This window comes from Paraburkholderia sp. FT54 (genome assembly GCF_031585635.1).
Taxonomy (GTDB): Bacteria; Pseudomonadota; Gammaproteobacteria; order Burkholderiales; family Burkholderiaceae; genus Paraburkholderia.
Genome location: NZ_CP134195.1, coordinates 331,282 through 345,307, shown reverse-complemented (window position 1 = coordinate 345,307; position 14,026 = coordinate 331,282). Strand labels below are relative to the sequence as shown.

At 64.7% G+C, this 14,026-nt stretch carries 16 protein-coding genes and 1 riboswitch; all 16 genes read right to left on the bottom strand.

From position 1 onward, the window contains the following. Positions 1-106: 106 nt before the first annotated feature. Positions 107-1,429, bottom strand: coding sequence for a histidinol dehydrogenase (hisD, locus tag RI103_RS01645; protein ID WP_310813720.1), 1,323 nt, complete (start codon positions 1,427-1,429; stop codon positions 107-109). A gap of 58 nt (positions 1,430-1,487) precedes the next feature. After that, entirely contained in the window at positions 1,488-2,186 is a 699-nt protein-coding gene (hisG, locus tag RI103_RS01640) for an ATP phosphoribosyltransferase (RefSeq protein WP_310813719.1), read from the bottom strand. Next, positions 2,183-3,538, bottom strand: coding sequence for a UDP-N-acetylglucosamine 1-carboxyvinyltransferase (gene murA / locus RI103_RS01635; RefSeq protein WP_409076971.1), 1,356 nt, complete (start codon positions 3,536-3,538; stop codon positions 2,183-2,185). The genes hisG and murA overlap by 4 nt, the downstream gene beginning before the upstream one ends. 18 nt (positions 3,539-3,556) lie before the next feature. Beyond that, positions 3,557-3,796 (bottom strand): BolA family protein, encoded by a 240-nt coding sequence (locus RI103_RS01630; protein WP_006052280.1) that lies wholly within the window; start codon positions 3,794-3,796, stop codon positions 3,557-3,559. A gap of 15 nt (positions 3,797-3,811) precedes the next feature. Next, on the bottom strand, positions 3,812-4,567 hold the full coding sequence (locus tag RI103_RS01625; RefSeq protein WP_310813717.1) for an ABC transporter permease: 756 nt from the start codon (positions 4,565-4,567) through the stop codon (positions 3,812-3,814). Continuing rightward, the gene (locus RI103_RS01620; protein WP_310813716.1) at positions 4,564-5,496 is read right to left on the bottom strand and encodes an ABC transporter ATP-binding protein; all 933 of its coding nucleotides are present in this window, start codon (positions 5,494-5,496) and stop codon (positions 4,564-4,566) included. Before RI103_RS01620 ends, RI103_RS01625 begins: the two co-directional genes overlap by 4 nt. Before the next feature lie 169 nt (positions 5,497-5,665). Further along, positions 5,666-5,959 carry an STAS domain-containing protein gene (locus RI103_RS01615; protein ID WP_310813715.1) on the bottom strand — a complete coding sequence of 98 codons (294 nt, stop codon included), beginning with the start codon at positions 5,957-5,959 and terminating at the stop codon, positions 5,666-5,668. Further along, positions 5,956-6,588: an ABC transporter substrate-binding protein gene (locus RI103_RS01610; RefSeq protein ID WP_310813714.1), complete on the bottom strand. Its 633-nt coding sequence runs from the start codon at positions 6,586-6,588 to the stop codon at positions 5,956-5,958. Before RI103_RS01610 ends, RI103_RS01615 begins: the two co-directional genes overlap by 4 nt. Before the next feature lie 114 nt (positions 6,589-6,702). Further along, positions 6,703-7,755 carry a VacJ family lipoprotein gene (locus RI103_RS01605; protein WP_310813713.1) on the bottom strand — a complete coding sequence of 351 codons (1,053 nt, stop codon included), beginning with the start codon at positions 7,753-7,755 and terminating at the stop codon, positions 6,703-6,705. Between the two features lie 11 nt (positions 7,756-7,766). Then, on the bottom strand, positions 7,767-8,309 hold the full coding sequence (mlaD, locus tag RI103_RS01600) for an outer membrane lipid asymmetry maintenance protein MlaD (RefSeq protein WP_310813712.1): 543 nt from the start codon (positions 8,307-8,309) through the stop codon (positions 7,767-7,769). A 91-nt stretch (positions 8,310-8,400) separates the two neighbouring features. Beyond that, positions 8,401-9,168 (bottom strand): lipid asymmetry maintenance ABC transporter permease subunit MlaE, encoded by a 768-nt coding sequence (gene mlaE, locus RI103_RS01595; protein WP_132376738.1) that lies wholly within the window; start codon positions 9,166-9,168, stop codon positions 8,401-8,403. Further along, a complete protein-coding gene (locus RI103_RS01590) occupies positions 9,165-9,986 on the bottom strand; it encodes an ABC transporter ATP-binding protein (protein ID WP_310813711.1) in 822 nt (273 codons plus the stop codon). The genes mlaE and RI103_RS01590 overlap by 4 nt, the downstream gene beginning before the upstream one ends. A 94-nt stretch (positions 9,987-10,080) precedes the next feature. Next, on the bottom strand, positions 10,081-11,184 hold the full coding sequence (thiE, locus tag RI103_RS01585; RefSeq protein WP_310813710.1) for a thiamine phosphate synthase: 1,104 nt from the start codon (positions 11,182-11,184) through the stop codon (positions 10,081-10,083). Further along, positions 11,181-11,996: a thiazole synthase gene (locus RI103_RS01580; RefSeq protein ID WP_310813709.1), complete on the bottom strand. Its 816-nt coding sequence runs from the start codon at positions 11,994-11,996 to the stop codon at positions 11,181-11,183. The genes thiE and RI103_RS01580 overlap by 4 nt, the downstream gene beginning before the upstream one ends. A 57-nt stretch (positions 11,997-12,053) precedes the next feature. Continuing rightward, the gene (gene thiS, locus RI103_RS01575) at positions 12,054-12,251 is read right to left on the bottom strand and encodes a sulfur carrier protein ThiS (protein WP_310813708.1); all 198 of its coding nucleotides are present in this window, start codon (positions 12,249-12,251) and stop codon (positions 12,054-12,056) included. Between the two features lie 66 nt (positions 12,252-12,317). Beyond that, a complete protein-coding gene (locus RI103_RS01570) occupies positions 12,318-13,448 on the bottom strand; it encodes an FAD-dependent oxidoreductase (RefSeq protein ID WP_310813707.1) in 1,131 nt (376 codons plus the stop codon). A gap of 223 nt (positions 13,449-13,671) precedes the next feature. Beyond that, positions 13,672-13,795, bottom strand: a riboswitch (TPP riboswitch). Positions 13,796-14,026: the final 231 nt, after the last annotated feature.

The following is a 14,026-nucleotide window of genomic DNA, read 5'->3' as shown; positions in this document are numbered from 1 at the left end:
TGGTTTGTGTTGTCTTTATTGAACGCGGAGGCGCGCGCAATCCGTCACAGGTGTTCGCGGGCATCGGTCAGATGCCCGCTCGGCCTCAGTTCTGGATCAAGCGCGCTCAGCCAGTTTGCCGCATCCGGTATTCGGCGCTGCGGGCATGCGCCTGCAGGCCTTCGCCGTACGCGAGCTCGGCGGCAATCTCGCCGAGCGTCTGCGCGCCCTCCGCGCTGACCTCGATCACACTCGAACGCTTGAAGAAATCATAGACGCCCAAAGGAGACGAGAACCGTGCGGTACGAGACGTAGGCAAAACGTGATTCGGCCCCGCGCAGTAGTCGCCGAGGCTCTCGCTGGTGTAGCGGCCGAGGAAGATCGCACCGGCATGGCGGATCAATTGGCCCCACTGATGCGGCTCCAGCGCGGAGATTTCGAGGTGTTCCGGGGCGATGTCGTTGGTGATCGCGCAGGCTTCCGCCATGTCGCGCACCTTGACCAGCGCGCCGCGGCCCTCCAGCGATGCCTGGATCACGTCGCGGCGCGGCATGGTGGGCAGCAGTTCGTCGATCGCGTCTTTCACGCGGCTGATGAACGCGGCGTCCGGACACAGCAGGATGGACTGCGCGAGCTCGTCGTGCTCGGCTTGCGAGAACAGGTCCATGGCGACCCAGCGCGGGTCCGTGGTGCCGTCGCACAACACGAGGATTTCCGACGGCCCGGCAATCATGTCGATGCCGACCGTGCCGAACACGCGGCGCTTGGCGGACGCGACATACGCGTTACCGGGACCGCAGATCTTGTCGACCGCGGGAATGGTTGCCGTGCCGTACGCCAGCGCGCCTACCGCCTGCGCGCCGCCGATGGTGAACACGCGGTCCACGCCGCCCAGCAGCGCGGCCGCGAGCACCAGCGGATTCTTCACGCCGTCCGGCGTCGGCACGACCATGACGATTTCGCGCACGCCGGCCACTCGCGCCGGAATCGCGTTCATCAGCACCGAGGACGGATACGCCGCCTTGCCGCCCGGCACGTAGATACCCGCGCGATCCAGCGGCGTGACCTTCTGGCCGAGCACGGTGCCGTCGGCTTCCGTGTACTGCCAGCTATGGCTGCCGCATTCGATCTTCTGCTTCTCGTGGTAACCGCGCACCCGCGCCGCCGCCGCTTCGAGCGCCGCACGGCGCTTCGGCTCGAGGCCTTCGAGCGCGGCTTCCAGTTCCGACATCGGCAACTCGAGCGCGGCGACGCTCTGCGCCTCGACACGGTCGAAGCGGCTCGTGTACTCGAGCACCGCGGCGTCGCCGCGCGCCTTCACGTCGTTCAGAATCTGCGCGACCGAGCGCTCGATTGCTTCGTCTTCGCTCGCCTCGAACGCGAGCACCGCGTGCAACGACTTCTGGAAGTCGGGAGCAGTGGAATCGAGTTTGCGAATCTTGATAGACATACGGGTATCCGTTTCGGTAAGGCGCGCTTTAGAACATGTCACACAAAGACTATCAGTATCAGGCCGTCGTCGCGCCGGCTTTCGACGCGCGTTCGAACGCGTCGAGAATCGGCCGCAACGCGGCGCGCTTGAGCTTCAGCGCCGCCTGGTTCACAACGAGGCGCGACGAAATCTGCATGATCTCCTCCACCTCGACCAGATTGTTGGCGCGCAAGGTATTGCCCGAGCTCACCAGGTCGACGATCGCATCGGCGAGGCCGACCAGCGGCGCCAGTTCCATTGAACCGTACAGCTTGATTAGATCGACGTGCACGCCCTTGGCGGCGAAATGCTCACGGGCGGTTTCAACGTACTTGGTCGCCACGCGCAAGCGGGCGCCCTGGCGCACCGCGTTCGCATAATCGAAACCCGCGGCGACCGCGACCGACATGCGGCAACGCGCGATATCCAGATCGACCGGCTGATACAGGCCGCTGCCGCCGTGTTCGAGCAGCACATCTTTGCCCGCCACGCCGAAGTCGGCCGCGCCGTATTCGACATAGGTCGGCACGTCGGTGGCGCGCACGATGATCACGCGCAGGTTCGCGTCGGTAGTCGGCAGGATCAGCTTGCGCGAGGTTTCCGGGTCTTCGGCCACTTCGATGCCGGCCGCGGCGAGCAGCGGCAACGTCTCCTCGAAGATACGCCCTTTCGACAACGCCAGCGTGAGCGGTGCGCTCACCGCCAGCGACGACGAAGTTTGCGGCATGGCGCTCATGCCTGGCTCCCCGAGACCCTGCGTACCTTCGCGCCGATAGCGGTGAGCTTGGTTTCCATGCGGTCGTAACCGCGGTCCAGATGGTAGATCCGGTCGATCAGCGTTTCACCGTCGGCGCGCAGGGCGGCGATCACGAGACTCGCGGACGCGCGCAGGTCGGTGGCCATGACCTTCGCGCCGGACAGCTGTTCGACGCCGGTCACGAGCGCGGTGTTGCCGTCGATCGTGATGTTCGCGCCCAGGCGGTTCAATTCCTGCACGTGCATGAAGCGGTTTTCGAAGATCGTCTCGACGACCTGCGAAGTGCCCGTCGCGATTGTGTTCAGCGCCATGAACTGTGCCTGCATGTCGGTCGGGAACGCCGGGTATTCGGAAGTGCGGAACGTGACCGCGCTCGGACGCTTGTCCATGCGCACGCGCATCCAGTCGTCGCCCTCTTCAATCGTGACGCCGGCTTCGCGCAGCTTTTCGGTGACCGCTTCGAGGATCAGCGGACGCACCTTGCGCAACGTGACGTCGCCGCCGGCTGCCGCCACCGCGCACAGGAACGTGCCGGCTTCGATCCGATCAGGAATCACCGTGTGCTTCGCGCCATGCAGCTTGTCGACGCCCTGAATGACGAGACGGTCCGTGCCGATGCCTTCGATCTTCGCGCCCATCGAGACCAGCAGATGCGCGAGGTCACCCACTTCCGGCTCACGCGCCGCGTTTTCGATGACGGTTTCGCCTTCGGCCAGCACGGCTGCCATCAGCAGGTTTTCGGTGCCGGTCACGGTGATCATGTCGGTGACGATACGCGCGCCCTTCAGACGCTTCGCGCGGGCTTCGATGAAGCCGTGCTCGATCGTGATCTCGGCGCCCATGGCCTGCAGGCCCTTGATGTGCTGATCCACCGGACGCGCGCCGATCGCGCAGCCGCCCGGCAGCGAGACACGCGCGTGACCGAAGCGCGCGACCAGCGGGCCGAGCACGAGGATCGACGCGCGCATGGTCTTCACCATTTCGTACGGCGCGACGAGGTTATCGACCTTCGACGCGTTCAGCGACACACGACCGGCGCCGCTTTCGATCTGCACGCCCATCTGGCCGAGCAGCTTGAGCATCGTGCGCACGTCCTGCAAATCGGGCACGTTTTCCAGATGCACCGGCTCCGCGCTGAGCAGACTCGCGCACAGAATGGGCAACGCCGCATTCTTCGCACCCGAGACGACGACTTCACCCGACAGCGGGTAGCCACCTTCAATGACGAGTTTATCCATGCCTGTCAGTTCCTGATTGACCCGGACTTCGGCCGGGGCTGCTTTGACCGTGTTCGACGCGCCGCTACCCGCGTCGCGCCCTTCTTGTGTAATTCGCACTAAATTTCCAGATTACGCGTTCTGCCATTCGGCGGGCGTCAGCGTCTTCATGCTGAGCGCGTGGATTTCTTCGCGCATGCGGTCGCCGAGCGCCGCATACACGAGTTGATGGCGCTGGATCAGACGCTTGCCTTCGAAGCTCGGCGAAACGATGGTCGCAAAGAAATGCTGGCCGTCGCCTTCGACTTCGAGATGCTGGCAGGCAAGCCCAGCGGCGATGTATTGCTTGACCTGTTCGGGAGTCGGCAACATGAGAGAAGCTCCTGATCAGTGGCGCAGTTTGTAGCCGGAAGCGAGCATGCGCATCGCCACCACGGCCAGCACCACAAAGAAACCGGCAACGATCGCGAGGCTCACGAGCGGATTGACATCCGACATCCCGAAGAAACCGTAGCGAAAGCCGTCGATCATGTAGAAAAAGGGATTGAGCCGCGACACTTCGCGCCACACCGGCGGCAGCGTATGTGTGGAGTAGAACACGCCCGAGAGGAACGTGAGCGGCATGATCAGAAAGTTTTGAAATGCGGCAAGCTGATCGAATTTGTCTGCCCAGATGCCGGCGATCAAACCGAGCGTGCCGAGAATCGCCGCGCCGAAAATCGCGAACAGAATGATGTAGAGCGGCGCGCTGAAGCTGACCGGCACGAACCAGATCGTCACGATAAATACGCCGAAGCCGACCGCCAGCCCGCGCGCCACGGCCGCGAGCACATAGGCGGCGAACATCTCGTAGTGCGACAACGGCGGCAGCAGGACGAACACCAGATTGCCGGTGATCTTGGACTGGATCAGCGACGACGAACTGTTTGCAAAGGCATTTTGCAACACGCTCATCATCACGAGACCCGGAATCAGAAAACTCGTGTATTCGACGCCCGGATAAACCTGCACGTGACCGCGCAGGGCATGGCCGAAAATCGTCAGATACAGCAGCGCGGTGATGACCGGCGCCAGCACCGTCTGGAACGCCACCTTCCAGAAACGCAGAAGCTCTTTGTAAAACAGCGTACGGAAACCGCTCATGCAAGCCCCTCGATCACTTCCGGACCGTTCATCACCTGAACGAACACATCTTCGAGGTCGGCTTTGCGGACCTCGATTTCTTCGAATGTGCAGCCCGCTGCGCGGCACTGCGCGAGAATTGTTTCAACCTCGTCGTAGCTCGTTAGACGAAGCAGATGCTGGCGGCCATTGCCGTTGCCCGTGCCGCTGTCCACTTCGAGCGGACGCAGATCGGCCGGCAAGACGCCTTGTGAGAAACGCAGGAACAATTGCATGCCGGCAAAGCGTTGCAGCAGTGTGCTGGTGCGCTCGAGCGCCACGACTTCGCCGCGCCGCAGCATCGCGATGCGGTCGCACAGCGATTCGGCTTCTTCCAGATAGTGCGTGGTCAGCACGATGGTGTGGCCTTCGCGGTTCAGGCGCGCAATGAATTTCCACAGCGTTTGCCGCAATTCGACGTCGACGCCCGCGGTCGGTTCGTCGAGCACGATCACCGGCGGGCGGTGCACCAGCGCCTGCGCGACCAGCACGCGGCGCTTCATGCCACCCGACAGCGCGCGCATGTTGGCGTCGGCTTTGTCGGTGAGGTCGAGATTGGCCATGATCTCGTCGATCCACGCGTCGTTGTTGCGCAGCCCGTAGTAGCCGGACTGGAGGCGCAAGGTTTCGCGGACCGTGAAGAATGGGTCGAACACGAGTTCCTGCGGCACCACGCCGAGTGCGCGACGCGCGTCGCGGAAATCGCTGACGACGTCGTGGCCGCGCACTGCGATGCGGCCTTCGTCGGCGCGTGCGAGCCCGGCAAGAATGCTGATGAGCGTCGTCTTGCCCGCGCCGTTCGGACCAAGCAGTCCGAAGAACTCACCTTCTTCAACTGTAAGGCTGACGCCCTTGAGCGCCTGCAAATCCTTGTAGCGCTTCTTGACGTTACGAATTTCTATGGCTGACATGACTGTGGGCCGCGTGTGTCGCGGCGCCTAAAGGAGCCCTGAGGGGGCGCACAAATGCTGGAAGGAACGGAATTGGGGCCGGTTATGCGCCCCAAAAAACGTTTGATTATAGGGCAAAAATCTGTGGCCCTATCTCGGTAGGAGGTGTTGGAGGTGACGCTTCAGAGCGTCAATGTCGCGCCGAAAGGAGGGTATCGACGCCGTAAGCTTGTGCAAGACTGGCGAGACCAGCCGGCAGATTGACGATCTCGAACGCGGCGCCGCGTGCCTGGGCGGCGCGCTGCCACGCCAGCAGCACTGCCAGCGCGGACGAATCGAACTGCGCGAGCGGCGCGCAGTCCACGCCGGTCGCGCCCGCCGCGATACGTTGCAAACCCGCCGCGAGCGCGGCATTCGCGCTCGCGTGGGTCAGCGTCGCGCTGCTCTCGAAGCGGCTGGCGACGGGGCTCAGCACTTCGCTCACGACTGCTTGCCCGCGGCGAGTTGCTGGTTGCGCTGTGTGAGGAACTGGATCAGTCCGTCCACGCCCTTCTGCTGAATCTGCTCGTTGAACTGCTGCTGGTACGCCTGGATCAGCCATGCGCCGAGCACGTTGATGTCATAGACGCGCCAGCCCTGCGGCGTCTTGTACAGACGGTAGTCGAGTTCGATCGGCGAGCCGTTGTTCATCACCACCGAGCGCACCACGGTGTCGGTGTCGTCCGGGTTCATGCGGAACGGCTTGTACTGGATCTGCTGATCGCGCACCTGAGCCAGCGCGCCCGCGTACGTACGGATCAGCAGCATCTTGAACTGCTCCACCACCGCGTTTTGCTGCTCCGGCGTAGCGGTACGCCAGTTGCGGCCCATCGCCAGTTGCGTGGTACGGCGGAAATCCATATACGGCAGAATTTTTTCGTTGACCAGCTTGGTGATGTGCGAGATGTCGCCTTGCTGGATCGACTTGTCTGCACGAATTGCGTCGATCACCTGCTGGGTGACCGTCTTGATCATGCCGTCGGGCGAATTGGTGTCGACCGTTTGTGCCGATGCGCCGACACTGGCAAACGAGAACAGCGCGGCGAACAGCGGAATCAGGAAGAATTTTTTCATTTGGAGCCTTGCCTTAAAAATAGTGCAACCGTTTGAACCGACATTAGCACGCGAGTTCAGCAGCAATCCATGCGCAAACTGCGAGAGTCGTATCGATCTGTTACGGCCGCACGATCAATGCAATTTGAATGACGGAAAGTTGAAACGCGAGGGCGGAACCAGCTGACCGGCCGGGATCTGCGTCGTTTCCGGGCCGCCGTTCAGGTCGAGCGGCGGTGTTTCGGAACTGCCCGAAGCGGCCTCAGGCGCGGCAGCGGTGCCCGACGCCGCCTGCGGCGGCGTTGCCGCGGTCGCACCGGAAGCCGGCGCCGCCTTCGCGGCAGCAGCACCCTGCGTGCCCGCCGCGCCGGTCGCACCGGCCGTGCCGGTCACGGCGCCTGCCGGCGCACCCGCCGCGCCGCTGTCGACGTCGTCGTACTTCGGCAGCGGCGCTTCGTCGCCGTAGTTGGGCAGCGTCGCCGACTGCTTGCCATCCGACAGCAGATACTGACGGCGTTGCAAATACGCGCTACGCACGAACGAATATTTGTCGAGCGCGGCGCCTTCCAGCACATCACTCGCGTTCAGCAGATTCGCGCGCGTGTTGACGATATTCAGGCCGTACAGCGCCCAGCTCAGACCATCCGGATGAATATAGCTGAGCGGATTCACATAGTAATTGCCGATCGAGCCGACCGCGTCGCGCACGGTGCTCGGCCCGAACAACGGCAGCACGAGGTACGGGCCCGCCGGCACGCCGTAGTGGCCGAGCGTGAGGCCCAGGTCGTTGTCGTGCTTGGGCAGCTTGGCGAGCGTCGCCACGTCGAACAGACCGCCGACGCCGAACACCGTGTTGATCACGATCCGCATGATGTCTTCGACACCGTCGGTGATCTTCAATTGCAACAGATTATTCGCCGCGATGTAGACGTCGCCGATGTTCGAAAAGAAGTTCGTCACGCTGTCGCGCACCGGCTGCGGCGTGATGAATACGTAGCCCTTCGCGACCGGCTTGAGCGCGTATTGGTCGAGCTTGTCGTTGACGGTGAAGATGGTGCGGTTCAAACCTTCGAGCGGGTCGCCCTTGGTCGGCGTCTGCACCGTCGAACAGCCGGCGAGCAGCGCTGCGGCTACCGCCAGCTTACCGAGCTGGAAGGCGCGCGCGCCGCTGGTGCGTGTGATCTGCATTCTTGTTCTCCTTATTGCCCGGCCGCGCCGGAGGCGGGCAGGCTCGGCGCCGCCGGCGCAGTCACGGGCGCGGACGCGCCAGGCTTGGACGCACCCGAATCCGCGGCCTTGCTATACAGAAACTGTCCGATGAGGTTTTCCAGCACGATCGCCGATTGCGTCATGGAGATGGTGTCGCCCGCCTTGAGCATTTCGCTGTCGCCGCCGGGTTCGAGCCCGATGTATTGCTCGCCGAGCAGACCCGAGGTCAGGATCTTCGCCGAAGTGTCTTTCGGAAACTGGTACTGCTTGTCGAGGTCGATGGTGACGACGGCCTGGTACGAATTGCTGTCGAAGCCGATCGAATCGACGCGGCCAACCGTCACGCCCGCGCTCTTCACGGGTGCGCGCGCCTTCAGTCCGCCGATATTGTCAAACTTGAGCTTGACGGGATAGGTTGCCTGGAACGACAACGAGCTCATGTTGCCGGCCTTCAGCGCGAGAAACAGCAACGCCACGAAACCCAACACCACGAACAGGCCGACCCAGAAGTCGAGAGCAGCAGTCTTTTTCATCGTCATCCCAAAGTGAATCCGCCACGCCGCCGATACGCCCCGCCGCGCGCGTCCGGTGACGCGCCGCCGACGGAAAACGTGCAGCGCAGTCTTAGCTGAACATCAGTGCGGTCAGCAGAAAATCGAGGCCGAGCACCGCAAGCGACGCGTACACGACCGTCTTGGTCGTGGCGCGCGACACGCCTTCCGGCGTCGGCTTGGCTTCATAGCCTTGAAACAGCGCAACGAAGGTCACCGCGAGGCCGAACACCACGCTCTTGACGACCCCGGCGCCGACGTCGCGCCAGACATCGACTCCGCCTTGCATTTGCGACCAGAACGCGCCGGCGTCGACGCCGATCAGCAGCACGCCCACCACATACCCGCCGAACACGCCGACCGCGCTGAAAATCGCGGCGAGGATCGGCATCGAAATGATGCCCGCCCACAGTCGCGGCGCAACCACCACCTTGACCGGGTCGACGGCCATCATTTCCATCGCGGTGAGTTGCTCGCCCGCCTTCATCAAGCCGATCTCGGCGGTCAGCGAGGTGCCGGCGCGCCCGGCGAACAGCAGCGCGGTGACCACCGGGCCGAGTTCGCGCACGAGCGACAGCGCGACCAGCAGGCCGAGCGCCTGTTCGGAGCCGTACCGGTTCAGCGTGTAGTAGCCCTGCAGGCCGAGCACGAAGCCGACGAACAGACCCGACACGGCAATGATCACCAGCGAATAGTTACCTACGAAGTGGATCTGCTTCGTGACAAGACGTGGACGGCGCAACAACGGGAAAAACTCAAGCAGCAGCCGGAAGAAAAAACGCGTGGCGTAGCCGGCCGTGCCCAGCCCGTCGATCACCGAGCGGCCGATCGCGCTGATCATGACTGACCTCCGCCGATGCCGAAGTCCGCCGCGAGCGGCGTCTTGCTGGGGTAGTGAAATTTGAAGGGGCCGTCCGGCGCGCCGTCGATGAACTGGCGCACGGTGGGATCGGTCGACGCGCGCAGTTCGGCGGGCGTGCCTTCGGCGTGAACCCCGCCATTGGCGAGGAAGTAGACGTAATCGGCGATCGCGAACGATTCCGGCACGTCGTGCGTGACGAGGATCGAGGTGGCGCCGAGCGCCTGATTCAACGCGCGAATCAGGTTCGCGGTGATGCCGAGCGAGATCGGATCGAGGCCGGCGAACGGCTCGTCGTACATCATCAGTTCAGGATCCAGTGCGATGGCGCGCGCCAGCGCCACACGCCGCGCCATGCCGCCCGAAATCTCCGACGGCGCCAGGTCACGCGCGCCGCGCAGGCCAACCGCGTTGAGCTTCATCAACACGAGGTCGCGGATCAGTTCTTCGGGGAGGTCGGTGTGCTCGCGCAGCGCGAAGGCGACGTTTTCGAACACGGACATGTCGGTGAACAGCGCGCCGAACTGAAACAGCATGCCCATCTTGCGGCGCAGCGCGTACAGGCCGTCGCGCGTTTGCTGGCCGACGTCCTGGCCCTGGAACAGGATCTGGCCGCGCTGTGCGCGCACCAAGCCGCCGATCAGACGCAACACCGTGGTCTTGCCGCAGCCCGACCCACCCATGACCGCGACCACCTGGCCGCGCTGGAAGCGCAGATTCAGGTTCGACAGGACGAGCCGGTCGCCATAACCGAAGTCGACGTCGCGCAGCTCGAGTAAGGTCTCGGGAGAGGAAGACACGAAACGGACAGTCCTTTTACACGGAAGGCGAATTATAGGGCCATCGTGCAAAAGTTGCCTTGAGGCTGCCCCGTCCCTTGACTAAACGTGACGATTATTGCGTAAACGCTTGTTGCAGTGCAGAAACGGCGGCAGCGGGATCCATCGCTTCCGTCACCGCCCGCACCACAGCCGCGCAACCGACGCCCGTCGCCAGCACGTCGGGCAGCACTTGCAGATCGATCCCGCCGATCGCCACCAGCGGCACGACGCCGTCGAGCAGTCGCACGTAGCGGGCTAGCCGCCTGAGACCTTGCGGCGCGGTCGGCATGACCTTGGTGGTGGTCGGAAACACCGCGCCCAGTGCAATGTAGCTCGGCCGGAAATGCAGCGCTTTCAGAATCTCATAGAAACCGTGGGTCGACAGCCCGAGCCGGACGCCTCCCGCCGCGAGCGCGGCGAGGTCAGCCGTATGCACGTCTTCCTGACCGAGGTGGACGCCGTACGCGCCGGCTTCGAGCGCGGCTTGCCAGTGGTCGTTGATGAACACCTGGGCGTCGTGCTCACGGCCGGCAGCCACGCAGCGGGCGATTTCGCGCTTCAGTTCATCGGCGGGTTCGGCCGATTTGCGGCGCAACTGCACCGTCTTCACGCCGAAGCCCACCACTCGCTCGACCCATTCCGCCGTCGGCAGCACCGGATAGAGGCCCAGCCGGTCCGGGCAGCGCGCGAACGCCTGCGCGGGCGCATCGGGCAAGCCGGCGAGGCGCGGGAAATGGCCGAGGTCCGCGGGAAAGGCGTCGTCGGCGCGGGTTTCGTCGCCGTCGCGCCAGGCCAGAGCCAGCACCAGCGCGTCATGCGGGCCGAAACCGCAGTCGAGGAACGCCGCCAGCGCGGCAATCCAGTCTTCCGCCAGATGGCCTTCCAGGCGGTATTTTTCGCCGCCCAGATGCAGCGTGGCCTTGTCCTCGGCGGCTTCGATCACGCCGGCGCCCCGCACCAGCCAGCGCGCCACCTGCTCGCCATGCTGCTGCGCGTCGGCGATCACGATCAGGTCGCCGCCGTTCGGTTCGTCCGGCGCGGTCAGGCAGATACGCCATGGCGCATGCGTCGGCGGCCAGTCACCCAACCGGGCGCGGATGCGCTCGGCGGCTTCGGTGAGTTCATCGGCGGGCGGCCAGAACAGGTCGCGGTCCTTCAAGGTCAACGTCTGCGTCATGCGGCGCTCCCGTCTTGATGCCAGAACGGCATGCCGACCACCGGCGTGCTCGCGTGCGCGCTTTCGCGCTCGGCCATCGGCCCCGCCAGAAAAGCCTGGCGGCCCGCTTCGACACCCAGCGCGAAGGCACGCGCCATCGCATCGGGGTGGGTGGCCTGCGAAACGGCCGTGTTCAGCAGCACGCCGTCGAAACCCCATTCCATCACCTGCGCCGCGTGCGACGGCACGCCGAGTCCGGCGTCGACGATCAGGGGCACGTCCGGCAGCCGTTCGCGCAACACGCGCAGGCCGTACGGATTGATCACGCCCTTGCCGGTGCCGATCGGCGCGCCCCACGGCATCAGCGCTTCACAGCCGGCGTCCAGCAGACGGCGGCCGATCACCAGGTCTTCGGTGCAATACGGCAGCACCTTGAAGCCGTCCTTGACGAGTTGCGCGGCCGCTTCGATCAGGCCGACCGGGTCGGGCTGCAACGTGTAGTCGTCGCCGATCAGTTCGAGCTTGATCCACTCGGTGTCGAAGATTTCGCGCGCCATGTGCGCGGTCGTCACCGCCTCGCCAACGGTCAGGCAGCCGGCCGTGTTCGGCAGGAGCGGCACGCCGTGGCGCTTGAGCAGGTCGAAGAAACCGGTTTCCGCGCCGCCTTCGTTCATCTGCCGGCGCAGCGCGACGGTCACCATGCCGGGCCGCGCGGCGTCGATGGAATCGGACAGCGATTGCAGCGACGGATAGCGCGAGGTGCCGAGCAGCACGCGGCTCGCGAAGGTCTGGCCGTACAGCGTGAGCGCGTCGGCGGTCTGGGGGGAAGTCATTGGCATAGTCCTGTTTGTCTCCGGCAATCCGGCGTTGCGGCAATGCGTGGCGGGCGCTCAGCCGCCGGCCACGGGTTGCACGACATCGAGCTTGTCGCCCGCCCGCAGCGCGCGCGCCGCATGCTGGGTGCGCGCCACGAAGTCGCCGTTCAGCGCCACCGCGAACGGCGGACGCGCGCCGAACGCGGTGAGCGCGTCGGCGACAGTCGCGCCTTCGGGCAACGACAACGGCTTCTGATTGATATGAATGTCCATGGTGTTCGAATACGTTTCAGTCGATGGCGAAAGCGGTATGGCGTGCAGCGATAGATCGCGCAACGCTCATGCCGGCTCCCGCGCGGAATCCAGTTGAAAGAGCTCGCTCCAGCGCGCATCGCGCTGCCAGTCGGCGAAAGCATCGGCGTCGCCGATGCGGCCGTCGAGCAGCGCCGCGGCGAAGCGCACGGCTTCGTCGGCGACTTCGGGCACGATCATGTAGCCGTGCCGGTACAGGCCGTTCACGCGCAGTGTCTGCGCGCCGTCCCACAGCAAGGCCGGACGGTGGTCCGGCAAAGTTGGGCGGCACTGCGAATTCAGTTCGAGAATGCGTGCCTCGCCGAAGCCGGGATGCACGGAAAAGGCCGCGCTCAGCAGTTCGAGCGCCGAGCGCACGCTGACCGGCGACATGTCCTCGCCTTCCACTTCGGTGGCGCCGATCACGTAGAGATCGTCCTGCTTCGGCGCGATGTAGAGCGGGTAGCGCGGATGCAGCAGCCGCACCGGCCGCGTCAGTTTGATACCGGGCGCATGCACGCGCGCGACTTCGCCACGAATGCCGCGCAACGTGGGCAGCACGGGCTTCGCGCCGAGACCGCGGCAGTCGATCGTGATGCGGGCGGGCGGCAGCGCGCGATCGTCGATAGCAGTGTTCCAGTGCGTTTCGACACCGCGTTGCGCGAGGCCCGCGGCCAGCGCGGTGAGCACCTGGCGGTTATCCAGTTGCCCTTCACGCGGCAACAGCCAACCCTGATTGAAGCGTCCCGCCAAAGCAGGCTCGGCGGCGCCTAGCTGCGCGCCCGCGAGCGTGACGAAACCGCCGTCCAGCAACTCAGCCGGTGCATTCGAGCGCACCCGGCGCTCGAACAGCGGTGCTTCGGTGCGGTCGGCGTGATGCCAGACGACCAGCGTGCCATTGCGCTGAAAGAACACCGGCTCGGGCAACTCGGCCAGTACTTGCGGCCACGTATCGAGCGAACTCGCGCCGAGGCGCGTGATCAGCAACTCGGCGCTGGCGGCTTCCGCGAGCGGCGCCAGCATGGCTGCGGCGACCCACGCGGCGGATTGCGAACCGGCCGCATCGCCACGATCATAAAGCGCCACGCGATGCCCCTGACCAGCGAGACCCCACGCCACAAGCCGCCCGCACAGGCCACCGCCGAGCACGGCGAAATCGGGTTGTGCAGGACGCGTCATCGCGCACACTCCGTTTCAGGATGGCAAGCAAAGTTAAAGCAGCACGGCGCGCCAACGACGGCGGCGTGACGAAGAGCAAGACACATATCTGAAGAATAGGCGGTCATCGAGTCCTTTCCGTACGGCCAACAAAACGCACGTACCCAGGACGAAACCGGCGGGTGAGGCCGGCCGGGCAATGCGCGTTCCAATGACGGACGCCGCCCGGCGGGGAATGGAAGACTGGCTGCTTCCGGAAACTTCCCGCGCCGGTATTACCCGGATCGGGTGCAAAGGGTGTCTCTCAGCCTCGCCGCTGCGCCATGAAAATCATGCCGCCTGTGCGCGAAGCACCCCTGTTTCGTCGAAGGTCATTAGACCATAAAAGGCGCGGCGCCCGCAAACCAGCGGCTGGCCGCGTCGCGTGATTTGATCCGGCACCATCTTTCGCTTTATGGATGCGGCCAAAGGCGGCGCTCTGGCACAATGCCAGCACAGGATGCCGCGCGAACGCGGCGCGGGCGGCACGCCGTCGCGCCATGTTCGCAACGGCACGGGCGCAGGGCCTCGCGGCGCAAATTAATTTTCGCTTAAGGGCT

Bases quoted from the DNA above. Each gene is read 5' to 3' on its own strand.
- mlaD (WP_310813712.1), bottom strand. From the start codon at position 8,309: ATGAAAAAGACTGCTGCTCTCGACTTCTGGGTCGGCCTGTTCGTGGTG.
- thiS (WP_310813708.1), bottom strand. From the start codon at position 12,251: ATGGACATTCATATCAATCAGAAGCCGTTGTCGTTGCCCGAAGGCGCG.
- thiE (WP_310813710.1), bottom strand. From the start codon at position 11,184: ATGACGCAGACGTTGACCTTGAAGGACCGCGACCTGTTCTGGCCGCCC.
- RI103_RS01580 (WP_310813709.1), bottom strand. From the start codon at position 11,996: ATGACTTCCCCCCAGACCGCCGACGCGCTCACGCTGTACGGCCAGACC.
- RI103_RS01605 (WP_310813713.1), bottom strand. From the start codon at position 7,755: ATGCAGATCACACGCACCAGCGGCGCGCGCGCCTTCCAGCTCGGTAAG.
- hisD (WP_310813720.1), bottom strand. From the start codon at position 1,429: ATGTCTATCAAGATTCGCAAACTCGATTCCACTGCTCCCGACTTCCAG.
- hisG (WP_310813719.1), bottom strand. From the start codon at position 2,186: ATGAGCGCCATGCCGCAAACTTCGTCGTCGCTGGCGGTGAGCGCACCG.
- RI103_RS01630 (WP_006052280.1), bottom strand. From the start codon at position 3,796: ATGTTGCCGACTCCCGAACAGGTCAAGCAATACATCGCCGCTGGGCTT.
- mlaE (WP_132376738.1), bottom strand. From the start codon at position 9,168: ATGATCAGCGCGATCGGCCGCTCGGTGATCGACGGGCTGGGCACGGCC.
- RI103_RS01625 (WP_310813717.1), bottom strand. From the start codon at position 4,567: ATGAGCGGTTTCCGTACGCTGTTTTACAAAGAGCTTCTGCGTTTCTGG.
- RI103_RS01570 (WP_310813707.1), bottom strand. From the start codon at position 13,448: ATGACGCGTCCTGCACAACCCGATTTCGCCGTGCTCGGCGGTGGCCTG.
- RI103_RS01620 (WP_310813716.1), bottom strand. From the start codon at position 5,496: ATGTCAGCCATAGAAATTCGTAACGTCAAGAAGCGCTACAAGGATTTG.
- RI103_RS01610 (WP_310813714.1), bottom strand. From the start codon at position 6,588: ATGAAAAAATTCTTCCTGATTCCGCTGTTCGCCGCGCTGTTCTCGTTT.